Consider the following 26,607-nt stretch of genomic DNA (forward strand, 5'->3'; position numbering starts at 1 on the left):
AAATGCGATTTCAACTACTGATTGACCCCTGAAAAACCTCACTTTCCCCGGCACTCCTGATATTTTCGGGCATAATGTGCAAGAGAAAAAAATCGAATGGATGTTCGACTTTTTACTCGACAAATGCATTGAAAAGGTTTATAGTAGAGTTAGGTTTTGAGATGAGACAAAACGAATCTAATCAAAAGACAGATTCGTCTATATAAAAGGAGGAACTATTAGTGAGTGATCGTCAAGCAGCTCTTGAAATGGCGTTAAAACAAATAGAAAAGCAATTTGGTAAAGGTTCTATCATGAAGCTCGGGGAACAGACTGACCGCAGAATTTCCACTGTACCAAGCGGATCTCTTGCACTCGATTCAGCTCTTGGGGTAGGCGGCTATCCAAGAGGACGTATTATTGAAGTCTATGGCCCGGAGAGCTCAGGTAAAACAACAGTAGCCCTGCACGCTATTGCAGAAGTTCAGGCAAGCGGAGGACAAGCAGCGTTTATCGATGCCGAACACGCTTTAGACCCTGTTTATGCACAAAAACTTGGTGTTAATATTGACGAGCTTCTTCTTTCCCAGCCGGATACCGGGGAGCAGGCGCTTGAAATTGCAGAAGCCCTTGTTCGAAGCGGTGCTATTGATATTCTTGTAGTTGACTCTGTGGCAGCCCTTGTTCCCAAGGCTGAAATTGAAGGAGAAATGGGTGACTCCCATGTGGGTCTGCAGGCCCGCCTTATGTCACAGGCACTTCGTAAGCTATCAGGCGCAATCAACAAATCAAAGACAATCGCGATTTTCATAAACCAAATCCGTGAAAAAATCGGAATTATGTTTGGAAACCCTGAGACGACTCCAGGGGGACGCGCGTTGAAGTTCTACTCTTCCATCCGCCTTGAAGTGCGCCGTGCAGAAACTCTTAAACAAGGTAATGAAATGGTCGGTAATAAGACAAAGATTAAAGTTGTCAAAAATAAAGTCGCTCCTCCATTCCGAGTGGCGGAAGTTGACATCATGTATGGTGAAGGAATCTCCAAGGAAGGTGAAATCATCGATCTTGGCTCTGAGCTGGATATTGTCCAAAAGAGCGGTTCATGGTACTCATTCAACGAGGAGCGCCTGGGCCAAGGCCGTGAAAACGCCAAAGTATTCCTAAAGGAAAACCCTGAAATCCGCCTGACTATCCAAAAACAAATCCGCGAACATTATGGACTTGATGAAGAAAAAGTAGCCAGCGGAGACGAAGAGCAGGAAGAATTCGAGCTGATCGATTAATACTAAGGAAAAGCAAAGTCCTGAGTGGCTTTGCTTTTTTTCTTCATAAAGATTAAGAAAGCATATAATTTTTGAACGTCGATAACTGTCTAACGCAAGCAGCCTACCCCCTCGAGGTCACAAGCCAATCCTCCCAAAAAGGCAAAGAACGCCTTTCCGGGAGGCTCGTCTTGTGCTTGTCGGGGGTGGGCAAGGCGCTTGCGCTTTTCTTAAAAGTGTTCAAACCAATCGAAATATTAAGAAAAGCCGTTAAGACAAACCCTTGACAATAAAATTTCACAGCTTTACAATTAAAAATGTATATTTTACATTTTATATGTAAAGAAATTCTTATTGAGTCAGACTTTGTCTGGCTGCAGGCTCCATTGGCTTTTCATACGTTAATAAACTGCCAGCCGTCTGATGGATGCCCAGTGCTTTTTGAAGATTGAAACGTTTAAAAGCCTTAGTGCTGTATATTGAATTGGACAATGTACATGCCAACACTTTAAAAAACGTAACACAAACAAGTTCATAGCAAGAGGAGGTGAAATGATGGATCTAGTAACAGCAATCATCTCCATTTTGCTTGGCCTAATCGTCGGTGCTTTTGTTGGCTATTTTGTTCGCAAATCAATTGCCGAAGCTAAAATTGCAGGAGCTAAAGATGCTGCAGAGCAGATTTTGGAAGACGCAAAGCGAGAAGCTGAGGCTACGAAGAAGGAAGCCCTGCTTGAAGCGAAAGATGAAATTCACAAGCTCCGCACAGATGCGGAAGGTGAAGTTCGTGATCGAAGAAATGAACTGCAAAAACAAGAAAATCGCTTAATGCAAAAAGAAGAGAACCTTGATCGCAAAGATGAAACGTTAGATAAACGTGAAGCGCTTTTAGAAAAGAGGGACGATTCTCTTAGCAAAAGACAACAGCATATTGAAGAGATGGAAAGCAAAGTGGAAGTGATGATTAAAGAGCAGCAAGCTGAGCTGGAACGCATCTCAGGCTTGACTCGTGAAGAGGCAAAGTCCATCATTTTAGAGCGCACGGAGCAGGAAGTGGCTCACGATGTCGCCATTATGGTAAAAGAGAGCGAAACCAGAGCAAAAGAGGACGCGGATAAGAAAGCGAAGGAAATCCTGTCACTGGCTATCCAAAGATGTGCAGCTGATCATGTAGCAGAAACTACTGTATCAGTTGTCAACCTGCCAAATGATGAGATGAAAGGGCGCATTATTGGCCGTGAAGGCCGTAATATCCGTACTCTGGAAACTCTGACCGGAATTGATCTCATTATCGATGATACGCCGGAAGCGGTTATTTTATCCGGTTTTGATCCAATTCGCCGTGAGACTGCACGCTTAGCTTTAGACAAATTGGTTCAGGACGGCCGCATCCATCCAGCTCGGATTGAGGAAATGGTTGATAAGGCCCGCCGTGAAGTGGATGAACACATCCGCGAAATCGGAGAACAAACCACTTTTGAGGTTGGTGTTCACGGCCTGCATCCAGATTTAATCAAAATTCTTGGCCGATTAAAATTCCGTACAAGCTACGGCCAGAATGTGTTAAAGCATTCAATGGAAGTGGCTCAGCTTTCAGGATTGCTGGCTGCCGAATTGGGACAGGACGAAACATTGGCACGCCGGGCAGGATTGCTTCATGATATTGGTAAAGCAATCGATCATGAGGTGGAAGGAAGCCATGTTGAAATCGGTGTGGAGCTTGCCACTAAGTATAAGGAGCATCCTGTTGTTATAAACAGTATCGCTTCCCACCATGGTGACACAGAGCCAACATCAATCATTGCCGTACTTGTCGCTGCAGCTGATGCTTTATCAGCAGCAAGACCTGGAGCAAGAAGAGAGACGCTTGAGAACTATATTCGCCGTCTTGAAAAGCTTGAAGAGATTTCTGAATCCTATGATGGTGTTGAAAAATCATTCGCCATTCAAGCTGGACGCGAAATCCGCATTATGGTTAAGCCTGAACAAATTGATGACCTTGAAGCTCATCGTTTGGCAAGGGATATCCGTAAGAAGATTGAAGAAGAACTTGATTATCCAGGCCACATCAAGGTCACGGTTATCCGTGAAACGAGGGCCGTTGAATATGCAAAATAAAGCGATGCACATGCATCGCTTTATTTCTTTTTCAGGGTGTGCTTTAAATTGGGGCAGGAAACTGTGTTACACTAATAAAAAGGACTGAAAAAGCATACATATATCTTTAAAAACAGAAAGGGATATGACATGAATATATTGTTTGTCGGAGATGTAGTGGGATCCCAGGGGCGGGATATGATCACTGAATATGTACCAAAGCTTAAAGAAAAATACCGGCCGCATATCACGATTATTAATGGGGAAAATGCAGCAGGAGGGAAAGGAATTACGGAAAAGATTTATCGGGGATTTCTTGAGGCTGGTGCACAGGCGGTGACACTCGGGAATCATACATGGGATAACCGGGAAATTTTTGAATTTATTGACCGCGCGAAATATATGGTTCGTCCGGCTAATTTTCCTTCTAACAATCCTGGAAAAGGCATGGTTTTTTTGAAGTTTAATACTGAGGAAGTAGCAGTTATCAGCCTTCAGGGCAGGACTTTTATGAATACAAGTGACTGCCCTTTCCAAAAGGCAGATGAACTGATAAAAGAAGCCCGGGAAAGGACTCCATTTATTTTTGTTGATTTCCATGCAGAAGCAACAAGCGAAAAGCAGGCTATGGGCTGGTACTTGGATGGAAAAGTATCAGCAGTCGTAGGTACGCACACCCACGTGCAGACAGCCGATAACCGCATTTTGCCTGGCGGTACGGCCTTTATGTCTGATGTCGGGATGACAGGCCCTTATGACGGTATCCTTGGTGTGGAAAAAGAAGCAGTGATCAAAAGGTTTATCTCAGGGCTCCCGGTTCGATTTGAAGTTCCGAAAGAAGGCAGGAACCAGTTAAGCGCAGCGGTCATTGAACTAAACCCTAAAACAGGATTGGCCAAAAAAATTGACCGGATCCTAATTAATGATGACCATCCTTTTTACTCATAAACTGATAAAAGACTGCATCCGGATGGCCGGATTGCAGTCTTTTTGTATTAGCAGAAACAAGACTACAGGTGCGTTTTCATTGAACAAGAAAGAAATCCTGAAGAAAATCAGCGTGAAACCCTGCTTTTTTTGTCCAAGCCGGAATATGTGAATTCCAATCTGAATATAGTAGCAATGGAATGATATATAGACCTGGTGCTAAATTCCATCAAAGCGGTTGGTGTATGAACGGAAAGAAATGGCCTGACTGAAGGCATTCGGCCATTACAGAAGGTTAAATCTGCGCTTTGAGCAAGGCATACAGGAGGGGTAAAACGAGGAGGAGCTAGGAATGGAAATATTAAAAGTTTCAGCAAAATCTAATCCTAATTCTGTAGCTGGTGCGCTTGCTGGAGTTCTTCGCGAAAGAGGAAATGCGGAAATCCAGGCAATTGGTGCGGGTGCATTGAACCAGGCTGTTAAGGCAGTAGCGATCGCAAGAGGATTCGTAGCGCCTAGCGGAGTGGATTTAATTTGTATCCCTGCATTCACGGATATCCTGATCGACGGCGAAGAACGGACTGCCATTAAGCTGATTGTGGAGCCGCGTTAGCCCAAAAGCTTCAGAATGGGAAATCATCCTTTGTCATATGCATAAGTCAGTAAAATATAGATTCTCACAAAAACAATAAAACCTGTTTGCGTCATAGGCAAACAGGTTCTTTTTTTAATAAGATAATCCTATGGAGAAAAAGAGGGAGGAAGAACGCTTGAAAATATTTGATGCACATTGTGATGTTCTATATAAAATGTTTATGGACAGAAGGATTGACTTTCAAAATTCAGGCAGTCTTCAGGTGAATCTGGAAGCGCTTCAGGCATCAGACCTAAAGGTTCAGTGCTTTGCCATATATGTTCCGGAATCCGTCCATCCGGAAATGAAGTTCAACGCAGCCCTGTATATGGTCAATCTGTTTTACGAGAAAGTGCTTAAACCCAATCCTAAATTAAAGCTCATTAGAAGCACCCGGGACATTAACAGGCTGAAAGATGATGAAACAGGAGCGATGCTGACCCTGGAGGGCTGCGACGCGGTTGGCTGCGATCTGCTTAAATTGAAGACGCTTCTCAGGCTGGGAGTATCTTCAGTGGGGTTAACCTGGAATTATGCCAACTGTGCAGCGGATGGAGTGCTTGAGGAGAGAGGGGCAGGCCTATCTTCTTTTGGCAAAGGGGTGGTACATGAATTAAATGCCAGTAAAGCATGGTGTGATGTTTCCCATCTTTCTGAACGGGGCTTCTGGGATGTGATGGAATGGGCCGACTATCCTATTGCCACTCATTCAAACTGCTATACTATGTGCCCGCATCCGCGCAATTTAACGAACGAACAGATTGAAGCGATGATTGACAGGGACAGTGTGATGGGCATTACATTTGTGACTGAATTTTTAGCAGGCAAACAAACAGCGGCAATTACTGATGTTCTCAGGCACCTGGAATATGTATGTTCACTTGGGGGAGAGAATCACGTCGGATTTGGTTCGGATTTTGATGGTACAGATGGGAAAGTTACAGATTTGGAGGATGCAAGAAAATACGATAACCTGATAAATGAACTGTTAAAATATTATTCTGATATACAAGCTGAAAAATTTTTATTTCGTAATTTTTATAGCAGGTTTCCAAGGTGAAAATGTTGAAAAAACGATATATCAAGGTATGTGAGGAACCTCAAAAATCCACAATTAAATAATCTTTTTAGCATTTTTCAAAAAATAAAAAAATATTCATCTTTTAATCGATAAATATACGGAAAGGGTTGCTTTTTTAGACACATAGGTCTAGAATTGAAAGCGTTTAGTACCCATCCATCTTCCAGAATATAGCCTAAAATGCATGTTGAAATGGCGGAGTGACTGGACAAGTACTACACTGATATAAATAAAGCGTTTTTACATAATTTCTTAACGTATCTAAAGGGGTGTAAGAGATGATCAATCAACTTTCATGGAAAGTTGGAGGACAGCAAGGGGAAGGTATTGAAAGTACCGGAGAGATTTTTTCCATTGCGCTAAATCGTTTAGGCTACTACCTGTACGGTTACCGCCACTTTTCATCACGAATTAAAGGCGGGCACACGAACAACAAGATTCGCGTCAGCACGTCACAAATCCGTTCTATATCAGACGATTTAGATATTTTGGTAGCTTTCGACCAGGAAACAATCGATTTAAACTACAAAGAACTTCACGATAAAGGGATCATGATTGCAGATGCGAAATTTGATCCTAAACAGCCAGAAGATACGAATGCAGTTTTGTTTGCAGTGCCTTTTACAGAGATTGCTACAGAGCTAGGAACATCCCTGATGAAAAACATGGTTGCTGTCGGTGCGACATGTGCAGTTCTAAATCTAGATATTAAAGTATTTGAAGAAGTAGTTCAAGAAATTTTTGGACGAAAAGGACAGCAGGTTGTCGATAAGAACATGGAAGCCATTCAGGCAGGCTTTGATTTCATGAAAGAAAAGCTTAGCGATGATGTGGAATTAATGGAGCTTGAAAAAGCTGACGGTCTGAAGCGTTTATTTATGATCGGAAACGATGCAATCGCTCTTGGTGCACTTGCAGGCGGCTGCCGCTTTATGGCCGCATACCCAATCACACCTGCATCCGAAATCATGGAATACCTGATTAAAAAGCTTCCTGCGCTTGGCGGATCTGTTATCCAGACGGAAGATGAAATTGCCGCGGTTACAATGGCAATCGGTGCAAACTACGCTGGTGTCCGCTCACTTACAGCATCTGCCGGTCCAGGGCTTTCCCTTAAGATGGAAGCAATCGGCCTTTCAGGGATAACTGAAACACCTCTGGTTATCGTGGATACACAACGTGGAGGACCTTCCACAGGACTTCCAACAAAACAGGAGCAGTCTGATTTAATGGCAATGATTTACGGAACTCATGGCGAGATTCCAAAAATCGTCCTTGCTCCAAGCACTGTACAGGAAGCATTCTATGATACTGCTGAAGCTTTCAACCTGGCAGAGGAATACCAGTGCCCGGTTATAATCCTATCAGATTTGCAGCTTTCTCTTGGAAAACAGACAGTGGAGCCGCTTGATTTCAGTAAAGTTGAAATCCGCCGCGGAAAACTTGTTACAGAAGAACTTCCTGAAATCGAAAACAAAGGTTACTTTAAGCGCTTTGAGGTTACAGAAGATGGAGTTTCTCCACGTGTAATTCCTGGCATGAAGAACGGAATCCACCATGTGACAGGTGTTGAGCATGATGAAACTGGAAAACCTTCAGAATCAGCTGCCAACCGCAACGCTCAAATGGATAAGCGTTTCCGCAAGGTTGAAAATATTAAATTCAATACACCTGTTCACAAGAATGCTCCACATGAAGAAGCGGACTTGCTGATCGTTGGCTTCAACTCTACTAGAGGCGCAATTGAGGAAGCTATGAGCAGGCTTGAACAGGATGGAATTAAAGTAAATCATGCACAAGTTCGCCTGATTCATCCTTTCCCATCTGATGAATTATTGCCGCTTGTAAAAACAGCTAAGAAAATCGCCGTAGTTGAAAACAATGCTACAGGACAATTAGCCAACATCATGAAGATGAACGTCGGACATGCTGAGAAAGTATATAAGCTATTAAAGTACGACGGAAATCCATTCTTGCCGCATGAAATTCACACAAAATGCAAGGAGTTGTTCTAAATGGCCACATTTAAAGACTTTCGAAATAATGTAAAACCAAACTGGTGCCCGGGCTGTGGAGACTTCTCCGTGCAGGCTGCGATTCAGCGTGCGGCAGCGAACGTTGGTTTAGAGCCTGAGAACTTAGCTGTCGTATCGGGCATCGGCTGTTCCGGACGTATTTCCGGTTATATCAATTCATTTGGTTTCCACGGCATTCATGGACGTTCACTTCCGATCGCCCAGGGTGTTAAAATGGCTAACCGCGATTTAACAGTTATCGCCTCCGGTGGTGACGGAGATGGATTTGCGATCGGTATGGGGCATACGATCCATGCGATCCGCCGTAATGTGAACATCACTTATATCGTAATGGATAACCAAATTTATGGTTTAACAAAAGGACAGACTTCACCTCGTTCTGCGGCCGGCTTCAAAACTAAGTCCACTCCGCAAGGTTCAATTGAACAGGCGATTTCTCCAATGGAAATGGCATTAACAGCTGGTGCGACCTTCGTGGCGCAGAGCTTCTCAACCGACCTTAAAGATCTGACTGCGTTAATCGAAGCAGGAATCAAGCATGATGGCTTCTCTTTAATTAATGTGTTCAGCCCATGTGTTACATACAACAAAGTAAACACATATGACTGGTTTAAAGAAAACCTGACAAAGCTTAGCGATGTGGAAGGCTATGATCATTCAAGCCGCGAAATGGCTATGCAGACTCTTATGAAGCACAGCGGTCTTGTAACTGGCCTAATCTATCAGGACACTGAGCGAAAGTCATATCAGGAGCTGCTTTCAGGTTACTCTGAAACTCCATTATCCCAAGCGGATCTTCAACTTGATCAAGCTCACTTTGATAAACTTGCAGCTGAATTTATGTAATAGACCAGAAGCTCGGGGCACCCGGGCTTCTTTTTTTGAATCCAATGTGACACTTATCACTCACAAAATACTAAATTTAGTCTAGTATTAGTGATTGTGCAGGATTAAAAATATCCCTGAACTTACATACAGGTAATAGCTGCTGATAAGAGGCTGAGTGCGGTTTTCTATTGTTTTAACTATCAGAAAGCCTTATACTATAATAATGTGCACATGTATATTGCGCAGCATGATATTAGCTGAAAAATGAGTTTTAATGATAGATGCTTCTCAGGAGAAAGAGAAAGGGGATAAATGATGAACGAAAAACAACGTTTAGAAAGCCAGCAAGTGCAAACAGCAAATCCTTCGGACAAAAAATCCGTAAAGGATTACAGCAAATACTTTGAAACTGTTTACACTGCACCTTCCTTAAAGGAAGCAAAAAAACGCGGTAAAGAAGAAGTGAAATATCATAAAGATTTTAACATCCCTGAAGAGTTTCATGGCATGGGAAATGGCCGCAAATTCTATATCCGCACATACGGCTGCCAGATGAACGAGCATGATACCGAAGTAATGGCCGGCATTTTCCTTGGGCTTGGCTATGAGCCTACAGACTCAGTGGAAGATGCAAATGTCATTTTGCTTAATACATGTGCCATCCGGGAAAATGCCGAGAATAAAGTGTTTGGAGAACTGGGCCATCTTAAACATTTAAAAAAAGAAAAACCGGATCTTCTTATTGGGGTCTGCGGATGTATGTCCCAGGAAGAATCGGTTGTTAACAAGATTCTTAAAACATATAACCAGGTAGATATGATTTTTGGAACACACAACATACACCGTCTTCCTAACATTCTTCAAGAAGCCTATATGTCAAAGGAAATGGTTATTGAAGTATGGTCTAAGGAAGGGGATGTAATTGAAAACCTTCCAAAAGTGCGCCGCGGCAATATTAAAGCATGGGTTAACATTATGTACGGCTGTGATAAATTCTGCACTTACTGCATTGTTCCTTATACACGCGGAAAAGAGCGGAGCAGACGTCCTGAGGACATCATTCAGGAAGTTCGCCAGTTAGCGGCACAGGGCTATCAGGAAATTACCCTCCTTGGGCAAAACGTAAACGCATACGGAAAAGATTTTGAGGATATGAAATATGGCCTTGGCGATTTGATGGATGAAATGCGCAAAATCGATATTCCACGCGTACGTTTTACAACCAGCCATCCGCGCGACTTTGATGATCATCTGATTGAAGTACTTGCGAAAGGCGGAAATCTGGTAGAACACATACACCTTCCGGTTCAATCGGGTTCTACGGATGTCCTGAAAATCATGGCACGTAAATATACAAGAGAACAATACTTGGAGCTGGTTCGCAAGATTAAAGCGGCTATTCCAGGAGCAACTTTCACAACTGATATCATTGTTGGCTATCCTAATGAAACAGAAGAGCAATTTGAAGAAACAATTTCCCTATACAGGGAGGTAGGCTTCGAAGCTGCTTATACGTTCATATACTCACCTCGTGAAGGTACACCAGCTGCCAAAATGGTGGATAATGTACCGATGGAAGTAAAGAAAGAGCGCCTTCAGCGTCTGAATGCAGTAGTAAATGAATTATCGGCAGAGGCAATGAAACAATATCAAGGCCAGACTGTCGAAGTTCTTGTGGAAGGTGAAAGCAAGAACAATCCTGAAATTCTTGCAGGATACACAAGAAAGAACAAGCTTGTAAACTTTAAGGGGCCGAAAACAGCAATCGGCAAGATTGTAAAAGTAAAAGTAACGGATGCAAAGACATGGTCCTTAAACGGAGAAATGGTTGAAGAACTAGACGCGGTAGAGGTGAATCAGTAATGGCTAAATACACAAAGAATGAAATTGTTGAACGTGCAAAGGATTTGGCACGCATGATTGCAGAGACAGAAGAAGTGGATTTTTTCAAACGTGCAGAAGCACAGATTAATGATAATGAAAAAGTTAGTGCAACCATCACAGCCATCAAAGGTCTGCAAAAGCAGGCTGTTAATCTTCAGCATTATGGAAAAGCTGAAGCATTAAAGAAGACGGAAGAAAAAATAGCCAAATTGGAGCAGCAGCTGGATGAAATTCCTGTTGTACAGGAATTCAAGCAATCCCAGGTGGATGTTAATGAATTGCTCCAAATTGTGGCAAATACGATTTCCAACACAGTAACAGACGAAGTCATTACTACTACGGGCGGAGATTTGCTGAGCGGCGAAACGGGATCAAAGATCAAGAACAGCAGCTGTTCACATTAATTACAGAAACTGAAACACCCTGCACCAGTTAGTGCAGGGTGTTTTTTACGCTCTATATTTAAGGGAGGAATTGGTATTGGCCATGGGTTGTGGGGGGGCCATTTATTGGTTTCGCAATAGTTCTACTGCCTTTAAAAATTCTTTTCTATACTCCTGCTGTTCAATAATCGCAGCATTTAATGTCGACAGCAAGGATTGATTTAGCATTTTAGTTCCTGCATCATCAGACTTTTTGTCCAAAAAGTTAAGAAGGAAAGTATATACAAGGAGCAATGTCGAGTAATTATCTACATATGTGAGATTAATAGCCCGTCCGCCCTTTCCGCCGGCAGCATGGTTATTGATGGACGGTATTCCTGCTTCTGCAGCCATATCAATAAACTCCTTTGGAATACCCAGCTGCTTGAGGACTTCCGGATCCAGATCCAGTTTTTGTATATTTTGACTTAGCATGGTACTCCCTCCCTTCTTTTTGGACATTTTAAGACTCTGCATAGAAAAATGGCTTTATTTTTATATTACGCTTTATTGCTTTGCTGCTGAGTTGTAGTGTTTACAGAAATAGCTGTGGAGTCTCCTCCATTTGCAATATTGTATTGAGCTGAAAGAATCGGAATGTTGATTAGTGCAGCATTGACAGCAAATCCGCCTACTGAAATCGGCAATTGCCCGTTCAGATTTGTTTGCGGAAGGTTGGCTTGTGCAGCGAAAGTAAAAGCTTCAGCTTCGTTGCCGCTGTCTGCTCCATTTACTGCTCCTCCGCTTGGCAATACACTATTGTCATTTTCGTAATCGTCATAGCATCTTGATAGCATGGTTTTCACCTCCTTCAATTGATTGAAGTGGCTGATGTCCAGATTATGAATCTTTCTTCATCATGTCGGTAAGATCTAAATCCAAAAGTTTTTTACCGTTTACAGATAATTTCACCTGTTTATAATCCTCGGATGTTTCCACAACAGGCAGCAGATTTTTTAATGCTGGAATCATATTCCCGATCCCGGAGGAATTTTTTGCGAAGGGTCCTTCCAAGTTTTTCAATGGCTTAAGAGTTTCCATTAGATTTCCTTTTAACTCTTCAGACTGAATTTTTTCTAATCCTTTTGTATAAATTCCGCCCAATGATTCGGTAAATTTGGCAACCATTTGTTCTGCATATTGTTTTGCTTCTTCCCCAGTCAGCTCTTTTCCATTGATTGAAACTTTATAGCTGGAGTTCTCCTTGTCTGCCATTCCTGTTCACCTCCTTATCGATAGTTTATTATATTGATTCATTAGCCAAGCTGTCTCCGCAGGTGTAATAGGACAAACGTGCATTTTTCAATTACTTACCTACTTGCGGGCAAAGCTATGGCAGCCATTATTCATATTTAATCTCCGTCAGGATTTGTTAAGACCGGAACATTCGCCCGCTTCCGGCATACTATAAATCATGCCAATACTTTTGCCTAACATTCATAAAAATTATCGCACACTAGTCTAATATCCCGCATAGGATGAATTGAAAATGAATGAGGAGGGTTCGCTCGCAATGGGAGATTACAGAGAGATTATAACGAAAGCGGTCGTTGCGAAAGGACGTAAATTCACACAGTCCAATCATACGATCTGCCCGTCACACCATCCGTCAAGCATACTTGGCTGCTGGATCATAAACCATACGTACGAGGCGAAAAAAGCTGGAAAAACAGTGGAAATCTGCGGCCATTATGACATTAACGTTTGGTACTCTTTTAACAATAATACAAAAACCGAAGTTGTTACCGAACGGGTTGAGTATAAAGATGTCATTAAGTTGAAGTACCGTGATCCGGACTGTTTGGATGATCATGATATCATCGCCCGTGTACTGCAGCAGCCGAGCTGCTGTGAAGCTGTCATTTCTCCAAACGGCAACAAAATCATCGTCACAGTGGAAAGAGAATTCATGGTCGAGGTAATCGGCGAAACAAAAGTGTGTGTAGCTGTCTACCCAGACAAGTGCGAATGTGATGATGACGCTTGGGGACTTGACGTGGAAGATGAAGAATTCGAGGATTTAAATCCGGATTTTCTTGTGGGAACTGAAGAAGAGTAATGACAAACTAGGAGGTTTTACTTCCTAGTTTTTCTTTTTATACTCTCCTCTAAAATCAAGCGAAATAACGACTGCAGCTTCCATCTTTAGTCTGAATCCTTTTGAATAGCATTTACTTAGAATGGAATTATCAGATACAAAGGGGAGAGGCGAGGATGAAAATATTTCAAGTGAATTTAAAGTGTCATGATGTGCACAGAATGAAAGAATTTTACACAAAAGTGCTGGAGATGGAGTTGCTGACAGAGACTGAGAGTTATTTTACGATAATGGCCGGCACAACAAAAGTTCTTTTTGAAAAAGATGATGCGATTCCTTATTATCATGTGTGTTTCCGGACAAATGCCGAATACTTTGATCATATGTATCAGAAATTAGGGGCTGAAAGTGTGCTGGTTCCAAATCAGAAAGGCGAGTACAGCATGTTCTGGAAGGGCAAGCAGGCATATTTTATCGATCCGGACGGAAATATTCTGGAAATGCTGGAGCGTCCTTTAGAGGGAACTAGAAAGAAGGGGATCCGATGGCACGATGTCGGAGAGGTTGGTTTGCCTGTTAATGATGTTACAGCAATGGAGCAGGAATTTGATCAGTACCTGAAAAATGAACAAATGGATTCGAGTGAGACGTTTGCCTTTTACGGGGACAGCAAGGGCGTTTTTGTCCTGGTGAAGGAGGGGCGGAATTGGTATCCAACTGAAAGGGCTGCCGTTATTTCTCCTGTTAAAATATACGCATCAGGACAAAGGGATGCCAGGATTAAGCATCAGAAATATCCATACGAACTGATTGTGAGAAAAGAATGGGAAGGGAGCATCCCGGCTGTACAATTTCGCATTGCACGTCCGACAAATCAGCTTGATAAGCTTATTGCCTTTTACGAAGAAGGACTGGGTCTGAAGAGAGTCGGTGAATTTTGGAACCATGAAGGCTATGATGGGATTATGTTTGGTCTGCCTGACAGCCAGTATCATCTTGAATTTACTCAATGCAAGGGAAAAATGGAGCTTCCGCAGCCTACTAAAGAGCATCTCTTAGTTTTTTATGTGGGAGACCGTCTGGAGAGGGATAACATTGCCGACAGGCTTGCTGCTCTTGGATATCTGGAAACAGAACCGGAAAACCCATACTGGGGCAGAGGCGGATTGACGTTTGAAGATCCCGATGGATGGCCGATTGTATTAATGAATACCCCGGGTATATGAGGCTATCGGTTTTCAGGGATCTTTCGGTGTAATTTTAAAAATGATAAAGCCATGGTTTTCCTGTATATGTTAAAATAGCAAAGTAGTAAACTGAATTCAGAAAGGATGAGGGTTTATGTTTAAAAAAGTTGCTTCTGATGTGCTGGGATTAAGTGATGTGGGAAGTGTCATTCACCCGGCTGATTATGACAAAGTCGATGCAGATGATTATGTCCTGCATGAAGATAATGAGAAAATCTATTTCCTGATCAAGTCCAAATCCGATGAATATTGCTTTACAAATAAGGCGCTTATTCATCTGGATGGTACCAGTGCAGTCAGCAAAAAGCGCACTTTAAAGCGCTACAGCTACCGCGAATACACCATCTCAAACGTTATGCTGGAAACAGCCGGTACAGTTGATTTGGATGTGGAAATCAAATTCGTGATCGGATCTCAGGCCTTCTCGATCGACGTACATAAAAAGCATATTGAAGAATTGAAAGATTTATATAAAGCCCTGATTCGCATTTCCGAAATCTGCCGCGAAAATGAAGTTTCCATGGAATATGCTGAAAAGAGCCTAAGCTTGGCATCAAGCACCCTTGGCCGTTCAGTATCCAACCAGGATGCCAACGTAGTGGACAATTTCCGCGTATTAAATGAAACAGCCTTCAACTGGCTGATGAACAGCCGCAAGAAATACAATGTGAAAGACTTCGGCTATGTGTTTGAAAAATACATCAATAACTAAGAATCCTGGCAGCTCTCCATTGGGGAGCTGCTGTTTTATTGTGGCAAGATTGTTTTTGTTGGTCACTAAACGCAAAAAATGTTTAGCCTCTGAGTTGATCTTCGCTGTGGGCACTTGATCCTCGAAAATGCTGACGCATTTCCTTCGTGCGGTGTTTATCCGAGGAAGCTTATTCAATGTCCTGCGGGAGGCTCCCGTTCCTCCCCGCGGAAAGCAAGTGCCTGGAGCGGAAATCAACGGGTTTTGTTTCTATGCATCAAAACCTATTAAGAAATAGCCAAGGCAAATATTGCACATCTGAGTCACCTGAAAATCTATGATATAATGATAAAGACGTTTTTAGAGGAATTCTCTAAAACAAAACTATAAAAAATAAAAGATTATGGATTGTTGGAGGAAGTTATGGCAACAGCTTACACGCCTATGATACAGCAATATTTACGGGTAAAGGCAGAATATCAGGATGCCTTTTTATTTTTTCGCCTTGGCGACTTTTACGAAATGTTTTTTGATGATGCCCTTAAAGCATCACAGGAGCTTGAAATCACATTAACGAGCCGCGAGGGAGGCACGGAAGAACGGATTCCCATGTGCGGAGTGCCATATCATTCAGCACCGGTTTATATTGAACAATTGATTGAAAAAGGATACAAAGTAGCAATCTGCGAGCAAACGGAAGACCCAAAACAGGCAAAAGGCGTTGTGAAGCGGGAAGTCGTTCAGCTTATCACGCCTGGAACAATGATGGAAGGCAAAGGTCTTCAGGAAAAAGAAAACAACTACATTGCGTCAATTACTGCTTTTGAAGATGAAACCTTTGGATTTGCCACCAATGATTTATCCACAGGTGAGACGAAGGTAACGATGTTAAGCAACGGGTTTGAGGAGGTTTTGAACGAGCTGTCCATGTCAGGAGCAAAGGAAGTAGTCATCTCTTCCGACTTTGATGGGGAATGGCAGAGGAGAATGAAAGAACGAGCTGTCATGGCGATTTCATTCGAGGATGATTGCGAAGTCCGGGACTCCTTTGAAGGACTTCTGGGTGATTTAAATCAGGACAAGCTAAGGAGAACATCTTCCAGATTAATTAATTACCTGTACCGCACGCAGAAGAGAAGTCTGGATCACCTGCAAAAAGTGGCGACTTATCAAGTAAATCAATATATGAAAATCGATTATTTCTCGAAAAAGAATCTCGAGCTGACAGAGACCATCCGCAGCAAAGGCAAGAAGGGCTCGCTATTGTGGCTACTCGATGAAACAAAGACAGCCATGGGAGGACGTCTATTAAAGCAATGGATCGACAGGCCGCTTATTGATGAACAGGAAATTAAGCGCCGCCATTCTTTGGTTGAAACGCTGATAGGCTCTTTCTTTGAACGGGAAGAAATCCGGGAAAAGCTGAAGGAAGTCTATGATCTGGAACGACTTGCAGGAAGAGTCGCTTTTGGAAATGTAAATGCCCGCGACCTTGTACAGCTCAAGAAATCTCTTCAGCAGATACCTATTTTAAAAGAAATGGTCTCAAATCTGCCGAATGAGGAAGCAGTGAGGCTCGCTGAGCGCCTGGATGCCTGCGAAGAAGTCACGGATACTTTGGAAAGCTCCATAATGGAAAATCCGCCGCTGTCTTTGAAGGATGGAAACATTATTCAGGACGGCTATCATGAAGAGCTTGATAAATATCGCGATGCCAGCAGAAACGGGAAGACCTGGATTGCCCAGCTGGAGAAGCAGGAACGTGAAAAAACGGGCATTAAATCTTTAAAAATTGGCTTTAATCGTGTGTTTGGCTATTATATCGAAGTCACCCGCGCCAATCTGCACCTTCTTCAGGAAGGACAATATGAGCGCAAGCAAACTCTTACCAATGCGGAACGATTTATTACGCCCGAATTGAAGGAAAAAGAAGCACTCATACTGGAAGCGCAGGAAAAGTGTGTGGAGCTTGAGTATGAATTATTTACGAATGTCCGCGAATATGTAAAAGAATATATTCCGAGATTGCAAAAGCTGGCGAAAACGGTTAGTGAGCTGGATGTTCTTCAGTGCTTTGCCGCTGTCAGCGAACAGAGACATTATACAAAGCCAAATTTTTCAAATGAAAGACGGGTATATATCAAAGACGGCCGCCATCCAGTCGTTGAAAAGGTGCTGAACGCACAGGAATATGTGCCTAATGACTGTTATATGGATGCGGACAGGGAAATGATGCTGATTACCGGGCCGAATATGTCCGGTAAAAGTACGTATATGCGTCAAATCGCACTGACTGCGATTTTAGCGCAAATCGGATGCTATGTGCCTGCTGAAGAAGCAGTGCTTCCTATTTTCGACCAGGTATTTACGAGAATTGGCGCCGCTGATGACCTTATATCCGGCCAGAGTACGTTCATGGTCGAGATGCTTGAAGCGAGAAATGCGATTGTGAATGCCACGCAAAATAGCTTAATTTTATTTGATGAAATCGGGCGCGGAACTTCCACCTATGATGGAATGGCATTGGCGCAGGCAATCATTGAATATATACACAACCGGATTGGTGCGAAGACATTGTTTTCCACCCACTATCATGAATTGACCGTGCTTGAAGAAGAACTGCCAAAAGTGAAAAACATCCATGTCAGCGCTGTAGAGCAAAATGGACGGGTTGTGTTTCTTCATAAAATTAAAGAAGGAGCAGCAGATAAGAGTTACGGAATCCATGTTGCCCAGCTTGCTGAGCTGCCGAATGAACTGATTGTCAGGGCAAATGAAATTTTAACAGGGCTGGAATTGAACGACCCTCATCCAATGAAAAAAGAGATTCCTGCTGCAGAAAAAATTGCAGAGCCTGCTGCGCAGTTATCCTTCTTTGAGGAACCTGAAGACGTGAAGAAACCTTCAATAGGCTCTAAAGAAAAGAAGGTCATTGATAAAGTCAGAGCACTCGATATCCTGGATATGACGCCAATGCAGGCATTAAATACATTATATGAGCTGCATAGGAAATTGAAGAATTAATAAACAGGGGGTGATGAGATGGGGAAAATCATTCAGCTGGATGATTCGCTTTCAAATAAGATTGCTGCCGGAGAGGTGGTGGAGCGGCCTGCATCAGTGGTAAAGGAATTAATGGAGAACTCGATTGATGCCGGAAGCACGATTATTGAAATTGAAGTGGAAGAAGCCGGCCTGGCTAAAATCCGCATCATCGATAATGGGGATGGCATTGAGGAAGATGATGTCCTGAATGCCTTTCATCGCCATGCTACCAGTAAAATAAAGGACGAAAATGACCTTTTCCGCATCCGCACGCTCGGATTCCGCGGCGAGGCCTTGCCCAGTATTGCGTCTGTTTCCAGAATTGAGATGAAAACTTCCACTGGAGATGCGGGCACGCGCGTTGTTATCGAAGGCGGAAAAGTGGACGTGATGGAAAAGGCACCCGGGAGAAAAGGGACTGACCTCACTGTAACGGATTTATTTTTCAACACCCCGGCACGGCTCAAATATATGAAAACAATCCACACAGAGCTTGGCAATATTACAGATGTGGTTAACAGGCTGGCACTAGCACATCCGGAGGTTGCCATCCGCCTGATCCATAATGAGCGGAAGCTCCTGCAGACGAATGGAAACGGGGATGTCCGGCAGGTGCTTGCAGCTATTTATGGGCTCAATATTGTGAAAAAGATGGTTCAGATTGAAGCGAGCTCACTCGATTTTAAAATCAGCGGCTATGCAGCACTGCCGGAAATTACAAGGGCGTCAAGAAACTACATTTCCACTATGATCAATGGCCGCTTTATCAAGAATTACTCATTGGCCAAAGCCATTCAGGAGGGGTATCATACATTGCTGCCAATCGGCCGCTATCCGATTGTGCTCCTGAACATTGAGATGGATCCGCTCCTAGTCGATGTGAACGTCCATCCGTCGAAAATGGAGGTGCGCTTAAGTAAGGAACATGAATTAAATGATCTGGTATCTGGTGCATTAAAAGCAGCATTTAAAAAAGAGGAACTGATTCCTTCCGGGTTTACACAGCCGAAAAGCCTAAAGCCTAAGTCGGAACAGACAGCTCTTGATCTGGATCATTTGCCGGAGCAGCGCGAGCAGGTGCCTTCTTTTGTACGTGAAAGGAGGGAAGAGGCTGTTCGGCAGTATCCGGACAGAGCTGTTCTGCAAAGTTCGCAAAGTCATCCTGCCCAGCCGCAAGCTGCAAAAGCTCCTGGCTTGCAGGATGCACCTTTCATGGATTTTAACCCTTCATCAGAAGAATTGGCTCAAGCGGATCCGCACATAATTCAGTCCGAAGAGCCGAGAGCTGCAGGAATGGAACAATTTTTCGCAGAGACTGCCACGGTAGAGGAGCCATCGCGTGTGCCCCCGCTTTATCCGATTGGGCAAATGCATGGGACGTATATTTTTGCCCAGAATGACCGGGGCCTTTATATAATTGATCAGCACGCTGCACAGGAGCGGATTAAGTACGAGTATTTCAGGGAGAAGGTCGGCCAGGTTGAAAGCGAATTGCAGGAGATGCTCATTCCGCTTACCTTTGAATACTCAACAGATGATTATATCAAAATCGATGAATATAAAGCGGAGCTTGAAAAAGTGGGGGTATTTCTGGAACCGTTCGGACATAACAGCTTTATCGTCCGTTCCCATCCTCAATGGCTTCCAAAAGGCGAGGAACAGGAAATCATCGAGGATATGATTGAACAGCTCCTAGCGATGAAGAGAGTCGATATTAAAAAACTGCGTGAGGAGGCAGCCATCATGATGAGCTGTAAAGCTTCCATTAAAGCGAATCAGCATCTGCGCAATGATGAAATTCAGGCCCTGCTTGATGAATTGCGGAGATCCTCCGATCCTTTCACATGCCCGCATGGACGGCCTATCATTATTCATTATTCCACTTATGAAATGGAGAAAATGTTTAAGAGGGTAATGTAAAAAGAAATGACGCTGAACCAGATGGTTCGGCGTTTTCTTCTAAACAATAATATTGTTATGTAAACTAAATGGTGTTGAGCCCCTATTTTTCTTCCTTCCTCACAAGAAATCATAAGTGGCTAAAAATCCAAAAAAAAGCATCCATTTTGCAAAATGAATGCTTTTCTTATAGGTTATCTTACTGCCGTATGCAGCTTATCAATAAATTTCAGGGCTTTTCCTGTTCCCACCGCTACAGATTCAAGCGGGCTTGGGGCAAGGTGAACAGGCACAACAATCTCATGTGAAAGCCACTCCTGCATGCCGTTTAAAAGGGCACCGCCGCCGGAAAGGATTACACCGCGGTCTACGATGTCTCCGCTAAGTTCGGCCGGGCTGTCCTCTAGGGTTGCTCGGATTGCTTCAAGAATATGAAGCAATGATTCTTTGATTGCATCGCGGATTTCATAGGAAGACAGTGTAATAGTCTTAGGAAGGCCGGTAACAAGGTCGCGGCCGCGCACTTCCATTGTCAGTTCTTCATGGTCAATCAGCGCGTAGCCGATTTCCATTTTAATACGCTCGGCTGTTCTTTCACCAATAAGGACGTTGTATTCTTTACGTACATATTGAATGATATCATCGTCAAGTCTGTCCCCGCCGATGCGGATTGAATTGCAGGCAACAACTCCGCCAAAGGAGATGATGGCTACTTCTGTTGAACCGCCGCCAATATCAACGACTACGTTCGCGACAGGCTCATCGACAGGCATGCCTGAACCAATTGCTGCAGCTACAGGCTCTTCGATCAGATGAACCTTCTTAGCACCCGTATTGCGGACAGCATCATGAATGGCTCTTCTTTCAACACTTGTCGAACCAGATGGCGTACATACAACGACATTCGGCTTTCTGATAGCGAATCCGACTTTTTTCGATGCTTTTCGCATTACCTGGCGAAGCATTTCAGTTGTTGTGTCATAGTCAGCAATAACCCCGTCTTTAAGAGGACGGATGGCAACGATGCGGCCTGGTGTTTTTCCGATCATTTCTTTTGCTTCTTTACCGACAGCTAACACTTTTTTCGTTTCTGTATCAATTGCTACTACGGAAGGTTCATTAAGGATAATTCCTTTTGTTTTGCTGTATACAAGTATATTAGCAGTTCCTAAGTCTATTCCAATTTCAGATGTATTTAACATGATTTCTTCACCCAATTTCAAATTTATATTGTAACAATATAACCTTCTAATAAATTAACACGATTTTGGGGGTAAGCCTTTGTTTGTTATGGAATCGTTAATAAAATGTAATTTTATAAGAAAATTTTAGGAAACTTGTCGAATAGGAAACTGGAAAGTTGTTCATAATGCATAAATGTTCTGTTTTTATGAAAAGAATGGTAAGATGATACCTGAAAAATTTTCCTGCTATATGGTAGGATAAAATTAGAATGGCAGTAAAGGCAGTGAACAGATGAGTGAAAAACAAAAACTTGCAGTGCTGATTGGCCCTACAGCTGTTGGGAAAACAAAATTAAGCATTCTTCTGGCAAAAAGATTTAATGCCGAAATCATCAGCGGAGATTCCATGCAAATTTATAAAAGAATGGATATTGGCACGGCAAAAATTAAAGAAGAAGAAATGGAAGGGATTCCGCATCATCTAATTGACATCAAAAATCCTGAAGAGCCCTTTTCAGCAGCAGAATTTCAGGAACTCGTCCGAAGTAAAATCACAGAGATCACTTCTAGAGGCAAACTTCCAATGATTGTTGGTGGTACGGGATTGTATATTCAATCTGTTATTTATGATTACCAATTTTCAGATGCGCCTTCAGATGAAGGATTTAGAAAAACCTTGGAGGAACGCGCCGAAAGGGAAGGGCACAATGTTCTATATGAGGAGCTTCTGGAGATAGACCCTGAAAGCGCAGAAAAAATTCATCCCAATAACACTCGAAGAGTAATCAGGGCGTTGGAAATTTACCATTGCACAGGTAAAACGATGTCCCAGTATCAGGAAAAACAAAACCCTGAACTTCTTTATGATATGGCGCTGATTGGCTTAACTATGGATCGGGAAACCTTATATGACCGCATCAATCAGAGAGTCGACATCATGATGCAGGAGGGTTTGCTTAAAGAGGTGCAATCCCTTTATGATCATGGATTAATGGATTGCCAGTCCATTCAGGCCATCGGGTATAAAGAGCTGTATGAATACTTTAATGGGCGTGTTTCATTGGAGAATGCTGTAGAAAATCTGAAGCAAAATTCAAGAAGATATGCAAAAAGGCAGCTGACATGGTTTCGAAACAAGATGAATGTGGAATGGTTTGATATGTCCGATTCAGTCGATCCTCATGAGTTTGAAAAAAAATTCGCTGAAATTTCTGCTCATATTGAAGGAAAGCTGAAAATAAAATCGAATACATAATGATAGAGATAAAAGAGGAGGATAATAATGAAATCAGCAATCAATATTCAAGATCAGGTTCTTAACCAGCTACGAAAGGATAATACAAATTGTACCGTGTTCTTATTAAACGGATTCCAAATTAGAGGCTGTATTAAAGGCTTTGATAATTTTACTGTACTATTTGAATCAGAAGGAAAGCAGCAGCTTGTTTACAAGCATGCGATTTCAACATTCGTCCCTCAGCGCAATGTTCAACTGGATTTAGAAAACCAGCAATAAAATATAACTGTCAGGAAGAAAAGCCCGCTTTGACTGAAGCGGGCTATTTTCTTATGTAAAGACAAATATTTTTAATGAAATGGATGATGGCTGAATACATATAGATATGAGAATTTAATGTGGATATGAGGGGGGAGCCGATTGTGGCTTGTTCCCCATGAATTGGCAGTATGCAGCCAGTTATCCGCACCCTCTAAGCGGAGAAAAACCCGTTATTTCTTGGGAAACCGCATGAACCGACACTCCTGCATTGATTCTTGTTGAAAATGGCGGGACCTTGTCGCATTTTAGCCTAACAACCGTATTCTCGGGGATCATATAGGCTTTTGTCACAACGATTACTTCTATGCGTATACTGTGCTAAGAATGTGAGGTGATAGCTTTTGGACCAGCCGATTCGCCTGAAAAATAACGGACAGATCAGCATCGTGCTCAATTCACAAAAGCGTAAAACATACACAAAAGAGCTTCCAGAACCCCAAGCGGCTCCAAAAGCCATTCCGGCTGAGCATACAGCTCTCAAAGAAATTGAAGAAGAACTTGGCGCTCTTGTGGGAATGGAAGAAATGAAGAAAATGATCAAGGAGATTTATGCCTGGATTTATGTGAATAAAAAACGGGAAGAAGCCGGTCTCAAAGCTGGAAAGCAGGCATTGCATATGATGTTCAAAGGCAACCCCGGCACAGGTAAAACTACGGTTGCCCGATTAATAGGCAAGCTTTTTCAAAAAATGAATGTGCTGTCAAAAGGACATCTGATTGAAGCAGAGCGGGCAGACCTTGTCGGTGAATACATTGGCCATACCGCCCAAAAGACAAGGGACCTGGTCAAAAAAGCGATAGGCGGGATTCTATTCATCGACGAAGCATACTCATTAGGCAGAGGCGGAGAAAAAGACTTCGGCAAGGAAGCCATTGACACCCTTGTCAAGCATATGGAGGACCGACAGCATGAGTTTATCCTGATTCTGGCAGGCTATTCCAGAGAAATGAATCATTTCCTGACGCTGAATCCGGGTCTTCATTCCCGTTTTCCCCTTGTTGTTGACTTCCCTGATTACTCGATAGAGCAGCTGATGGAAATTGGGCAGATGATGCTAAAGGAAAGGGAGTATACTTTAAGTCACGAATCCGAAAAGAAGCTGAGGGAGCACTTGCATTTTGTAAAAACCAATCTCAGCCCCAACAGCTTTTCGAACGGGCGCTACATCCGAAACATTCTTGAAAAATCAATCAGGGCACAGGCCATGCGCCTGTTAATGCAAAACAGCTATGACAAACATGATCTGATGACCATCAGGAGCAATGATTTGGTGTTTGAAGAAGCTGATTAAGGGGATATTGTAATAAAAAAGACAGTGTCAATGAACATTGGCATTGTCTTTTTACTGGAGGAGGAATGTATATAATGAATGAAATTACAGTTTATACTACGAATACTTGTCCGTACTGTACGATGGTGAAGAACTTCCTTGATCAGCAGGGGCTGGAGTATAAAGAGGTTAATGTCCAGAATGACCAGAGAGAAGCACAAAAACTGGTTGAAACCACAGGCCAAATGGGAGTGCCTCAAATCAATGTGAATGGAAAATGGGTTATAGGCTTTGATCCGAATACGATTATGGCGAATGTAAATCAATAATATGGAGAGGCCTGCTCGTGGAATGAGCAGGTCTTTTTAATAAGATAAAAATGTTTGCAATAACAATAATAAAAGCACCAGCTTAAGCCGATGCTTTTGTCCCAAGCCTCTTAACGGGAAGCTTCCAATTATATGTGTAAGATAATACCCTCAAAGCGGTAATAATGATAAACAAAGCATAAAGTTCAAACGGTGCTGATGCGATTCCGAGTCCGACTGCGAAGCCGCAAAGGATAGCCCAGACAGCATAAATTTCAGAACGTAATACAAGCGGTTTTCTTCTTGCAAGAAGGTCGCGGACTATTCCACCGCCGCTTCCTGTCAATACTGCTGCCACAATTACAGCGCTTAAAGGATGATTCATTTCCGTTGCGTACAATGCTCCTTGGATGGCAAATGCGGATAATCCGATTGCGTCAGTGAAATTTCCCCACTTTTGCCAGTGTTTGAGGAGGTTGTTCGGGAACAGCATTACTGCTGTGATGGATAAAAGGGCAATCTGAAAAAATAACCCCTGTTCCCAAAGGGCAGAGACTGGAACACCTATTAGCAGGTTTCGGATGGCCCCGCCGCCAAAAGCAGTAACAATCCCGAGGATATAAACACCCAAAATATCATATTCTTCTTCCATGGCTACAATTGCACCGCTGACAGCGAATGCAATAGTGCCAATCATACTTAAAACTTCCCATGTCATATGCCATTTCTCCTCATGATGCAAATCTCTAAATCTATTATTGTCCAAGTTAATTACAAACGTAAATTCTTTCCAAACAATATGATTTTAACACGGAAAAAAAGAAATTCAACCTTTTTTACACATTTAAACGTAATGTACAAAAGCCTATGATTAGCGGTGAGATTAGTATTTGACCAGGTTTTTTGTTATGATCAATTAAAATAAGAATATGAAAGAGGGATGCTGGTTGGAACACAAGCCAGATTATGAAAAGGTTATTCTTGTCGGCTGCCATACTGAAGATGATGATCAGCGGTTTGAATATTCAATGGAAGAATTGGAATCCTTAACGGAAACCGCCAACGGGAAAGTTTTAGCTTCGGTGACACAAAAAAGGGAACGTGTTCATCCGTCTACATATATAGGAAAAGGAAAAGTGGAGGAATTGGCTGCTCTTCAGGAAGAAATGGAAGCAGATATTATCATTTTTAACGATGAGCTTTCACCAAGCCAGGTTCGAAACCTATCTGCAGATTTGGATGCACGAATCATTGACCGCACACAGCTGATATTAGATATCTTTGCTCAGAGAGCACGCTCTAAAGAAGGGAAACTGCAGGTTGAGCTGGCTCAATTGCAGTATCTGCTGCCGCGCCTGTCAGGCCAGGGCGTCCAGCTTTCAAGACTTGGAGCGGGAATTGGCACAAGGGGACCGGGTGAGACAAAGCTTGAGTCAGACCGCCGGCATATCCGCCGCCGCATTGATGATATTAAGACCCAGCTTTCGGTCATTGTGCAGCACCGGGACAGATATCGTGAACGGAGGAAGAAAAACAAAGCGTTCCAAATTGCGCTTGTCGGCTATACAAACGCAGGGAAGTCCACGATTTTTAACAGGCTGTCTGAAGCAGATTCTTATGAAGAGAACCAGCTGTTCGCCACACTTGACCCAATGACCCGCAAGCTGATTTTGCCAAGCGGATTCATTACACTTGTGACAGATACAGTCGGATTTATTCAGGATTTGCCGACTACGCTGATTGCGGCCTTCCGATCCACCCTGGAAGAAGTAAAGGAAGCAGATCTCCTTCTTCATGTAGTCGATATGTCCAATCCGGATTATTTCCAGCATGAACAGACAGTCAATAAACTAATAGAAGATTTGGAAAATGATAAAATACCGCAGCTGACGGTTTATAATAAGAGAGATCTGAAGCATCCTGATTTTGTCCCGACCGCCAGGACAGAAATAATTCAAATCAGTGCCTTTGAAGAAGATGACCGCAATGAGCTGAAACGGAAGATCGAGCAGATGATCCTGGGGATGATGAAGCCTTACCATGTTGAGGTGCCGTCGACAGAAGGGAAACTGCTGTCACAGCTTAAGAATGAAACCATCCTGAGGGAATTGACTTTTAATGAAGACAAAGAACTCTATGTCTGCAAGGGCTATTACCTCGAAGACCATCAAATCTCAGGACCTTTAACGAAATATACCGTATAGTTAGGAGAACAT

Annotated in this window: 25 protein-coding genes and 1 pseudogene; 20 read left to right on the top strand and 6 right to left on the bottom strand. The window is 42.9% G+C overall.

The window, feature by feature from the left end:
• The first annotated feature begins 221 nt into the window (after positions 1–221).
• Complete coding sequence (gene recA / locus BK139_RS00915; protein WP_076255890.1) at positions 222–1,262, top strand: recombinase RecA; 1,041 nt, start codon at positions 222–224, stop codon at positions 1,260–1,262.
• Between the two features lie 330 nt (positions 1,263–1,592).
• Here the strand turns inward: recA and BK139_RS23790 are convergent, their stop codons facing one another.
• Entirely contained in the window at positions 1,593–1,733 is a 141-nt protein-coding gene (locus BK139_RS23790) for a hypothetical protein (RefSeq protein WP_175609037.1), read from the bottom strand.
• Between the two features lie 60 nt (positions 1,734–1,793).
• On the opposite strand from BK139_RS23790, the gene rny reads away from it, so the two are divergent.
• From rny to BK139_RS00955, 8 genes are all read left to right on the top strand, one after another.
• The gene (rny, locus tag BK139_RS00920) at positions 1,794–3,359 is read left to right on the top strand and encodes a ribonuclease Y (protein WP_386850996.1); all 1,566 of its coding nucleotides are present in this window, start codon (positions 1,794–1,796) and stop codon (positions 3,357–3,359) included.
• Between the two features lie 129 nt (positions 3,360–3,488).
• Positions 3,489–4,286, top strand: a complete 798-nt coding sequence (locus BK139_RS00925; protein ID WP_076255892.1) for a TIGR00282 family metallophosphoesterase — start codon at positions 3,489–3,491, stop codon at positions 4,284–4,286.
• Positions 4,287–4,617: 331 nt separating this feature from the next.
• Positions 4,618–4,878 (top strand): stage V sporulation protein SpoVS, encoded by a 261-nt coding sequence (gene spoVS, locus BK139_RS00930; RefSeq protein ID WP_009330666.1) that lies wholly within the window; start codon positions 4,618–4,620, stop codon positions 4,876–4,878.
• Between the two features lie 130 nt (positions 4,879–5,008).
• Positions 5,009–5,959: a dipeptidase gene (locus BK139_RS00935; protein ID WP_076255894.1), complete on the top strand. Its 951-nt coding sequence runs from the start codon at positions 5,009–5,011 to the stop codon at positions 5,957–5,959.
• Positions 5,960–6,258: 299 nt separating this feature from the next.
• Positions 6,259–7,995: a 2-oxoacid:acceptor oxidoreductase subunit alpha gene (locus BK139_RS00940; protein ID WP_076255895.1), complete on the top strand. Its 1,737-nt coding sequence runs from the start codon at positions 6,259–6,261 to the stop codon at positions 7,993–7,995.
• Positions 7,996–8,862, top strand: coding sequence for a 2-oxoacid:ferredoxin oxidoreductase subunit beta (locus tag BK139_RS00945; protein WP_076255897.1), 867 nt, complete (start codon positions 7,996–7,998; stop codon positions 8,860–8,862). It abuts the gene before it with no gap.
• Between the two features lie 294 nt (positions 8,863–9,156).
• Entirely contained in the window at positions 9,157–10,707 is a 1,551-nt protein-coding gene (gene miaB / locus BK139_RS00950; RefSeq protein ID WP_175609038.1) for a tRNA (N6-isopentenyl adenosine(37)-C2)-methylthiotransferase MiaB, read from the top strand.
• Entirely contained in the window at positions 10,707–11,132 is a 426-nt protein-coding gene (locus BK139_RS00955; RefSeq protein WP_048008955.1) for a YlbF/YmcA family competence regulator, read from the top strand. The genes miaB and BK139_RS00955 overlap by 1 nt, the downstream gene beginning before the upstream one ends.
• A 102-nt stretch (positions 11,133–11,234) precedes the next feature.
• On the opposite strand, the gene BK139_RS00960 is transcribed toward BK139_RS00955, so the two are convergent.
• The 3 genes from BK139_RS00960 to BK139_RS00970 all read right to left on the bottom strand — a co-directional run bounded on the left by BK139_RS00960 (position 11,235) and on the right by BK139_RS00970 (position 12,365).
• Positions 11,235–11,585 (bottom strand): hypothetical protein, encoded by a 351-nt coding sequence (locus tag BK139_RS00960; RefSeq protein ID WP_076255900.1) that lies wholly within the window; start codon positions 11,583–11,585, stop codon positions 11,235–11,237.
• A 65-nt stretch (positions 11,586–11,650) separates the two neighbouring features.
• Positions 11,651–11,947: a hypothetical protein gene (locus BK139_RS00965; protein WP_076255902.1), complete on the bottom strand. Its 297-nt coding sequence runs from the start codon at positions 11,945–11,947 to the stop codon at positions 11,651–11,653.
• Between the two features lie 43 nt (positions 11,948–11,990).
• Positions 11,991–12,365: a hypothetical protein gene (locus BK139_RS00970; protein WP_076255904.1), complete on the bottom strand. Its 375-nt coding sequence runs from the start codon at positions 12,363–12,365 to the stop codon at positions 11,991–11,993.
• Between the two features lie 298 nt (positions 12,366–12,663).
• On the opposite strand from BK139_RS00970, the gene BK139_RS00975 reads away from it, so the two are divergent.
• The 6 genes and pseudogenes from BK139_RS00975 (at position 12,664) to mutL (ending at position 20,091) form a co-directional block, all read left to right on the top strand.
• Complete coding sequence (locus BK139_RS00975) at positions 12,664–13,209, top strand: outer spore coat protein CotE (protein WP_048008951.1); 546 nt, start codon at positions 12,664–12,666, stop codon at positions 13,207–13,209.
• Between the two features lie 155 nt (positions 13,210–13,364).
• Positions 13,365–13,679 (top strand): annotated as a pseudogene (locus BK139_RS24520) (VOC family protein); the annotation flags it as partial.
• A 345-nt stretch (positions 13,680–14,024) separates the two neighbouring features.
• Entirely contained in the window at positions 14,025–14,414 is a 390-nt protein-coding gene (locus BK139_RS23795) for a VOC family protein (RefSeq protein ID WP_175609042.1), read from the top strand.
• 115 nt (positions 14,415–14,529) lie between these two features.
• Positions 14,530–15,147, top strand: a complete 618-nt coding sequence (locus BK139_RS00985) for a PH domain-containing protein (protein ID WP_048008949.1) — start codon at positions 14,530–14,532, stop codon at positions 15,145–15,147.
• A gap of 402 nt (positions 15,148–15,549) precedes the next feature.
• A complete protein-coding gene (gene mutS, locus BK139_RS00990) occupies positions 15,550–18,150 on the top strand; it encodes a DNA mismatch repair protein MutS (RefSeq protein ID WP_076255908.1) in 2,601 nt (866 codons plus the stop codon).
• An 18-nt stretch (positions 18,151–18,168) separates the two neighbouring features.
• On the top strand, positions 18,169–20,091 hold the full coding sequence (mutL, locus tag BK139_RS00995) for a DNA mismatch repair endonuclease MutL (RefSeq protein WP_076255910.1): 1,923 nt from the start codon (positions 18,169–18,171) through the stop codon (positions 20,089–20,091).
• A gap of 173 nt (positions 20,092–20,264) precedes the next feature.
• Here the strand turns inward: mutL and mreBH are convergent, their stop codons facing one another.
• Positions 20,265–21,272: a rod-share determining protein MreBH gene (gene mreBH, locus BK139_RS01000; RefSeq protein ID WP_076255912.1), complete on the bottom strand. Its 1,008-nt coding sequence runs from the start codon at positions 21,270–21,272 to the stop codon at positions 20,265–20,267.
• Between the two features lie 274 nt (positions 21,273–21,546).
• Here mreBH and miaA point away from each other — a divergent pair, with 274 nt between their 5' ends.
• The 4 genes from miaA (at position 21,547) to BK139_RS01020 (ending at position 24,412) form a co-directional block, all read left to right on the top strand.
• Positions 21,547–22,509 carry a tRNA (adenosine(37)-N6)-dimethylallyltransferase MiaA gene (gene miaA / locus BK139_RS01005; protein WP_076255913.1) on the top strand — a complete coding sequence of 321 codons (963 nt, stop codon included), beginning with the start codon at positions 21,547–21,549 and terminating at the stop codon, positions 22,507–22,509.
• A 27-nt stretch (positions 22,510–22,536) separates the two neighbouring features.
• A complete protein-coding gene (gene hfq, locus BK139_RS01010; protein ID WP_035330690.1) occupies positions 22,537–22,770 on the top strand; it encodes an RNA chaperone Hfq in 234 nt (77 codons plus the stop codon).
• A 383-nt stretch (positions 22,771–23,153) separates the two neighbouring features.
• Positions 23,154–24,104, top strand: a complete 951-nt coding sequence (gene spoVK / locus BK139_RS01015) for a stage V sporulation protein K (protein WP_076255915.1) — start codon at positions 23,154–23,156, stop codon at positions 24,102–24,104.
• A gap of 74 nt (positions 24,105–24,178) precedes the next feature.
• Positions 24,179–24,412 (top strand): glutaredoxin family protein, encoded by a 234-nt coding sequence (locus BK139_RS01020; RefSeq protein WP_076255917.1) that lies wholly within the window; start codon positions 24,179–24,181, stop codon positions 24,410–24,412.
• An 82-nt stretch (positions 24,413–24,494) separates the two neighbouring features.
• Here the strand turns inward: BK139_RS01020 and BK139_RS01025 are convergent, their stop codons facing one another.
• Positions 24,495–25,109 carry a trimeric intracellular cation channel family protein gene (locus BK139_RS01025; protein WP_076255919.1) on the bottom strand — a complete coding sequence of 205 codons (615 nt, stop codon included), beginning with the start codon at positions 25,107–25,109 and terminating at the stop codon, positions 24,495–24,497.
• A gap of 211 nt (positions 25,110–25,320) precedes the next feature.
• On the opposite strand from BK139_RS01025, the gene hflX reads away from it, so the two are divergent.
• Positions 25,321–26,595: a GTPase HflX gene (gene hflX / locus BK139_RS01030; protein WP_483310638.1), complete on the top strand. Its 1,275-nt coding sequence runs from the start codon at positions 25,321–25,323 to the stop codon at positions 26,593–26,595.
• Positions 26,596–26,607: the final 12 nt, after the last annotated feature.

The sequence above is a fragment of the Paenibacillus sp. FSL R5-0490 genome (genome assembly GCF_001956215.1).
Classification (GTDB): domain Bacteria; phylum Bacillota; class Bacilli; order Bacillales; family Cytobacillaceae; genus Cytobacillus.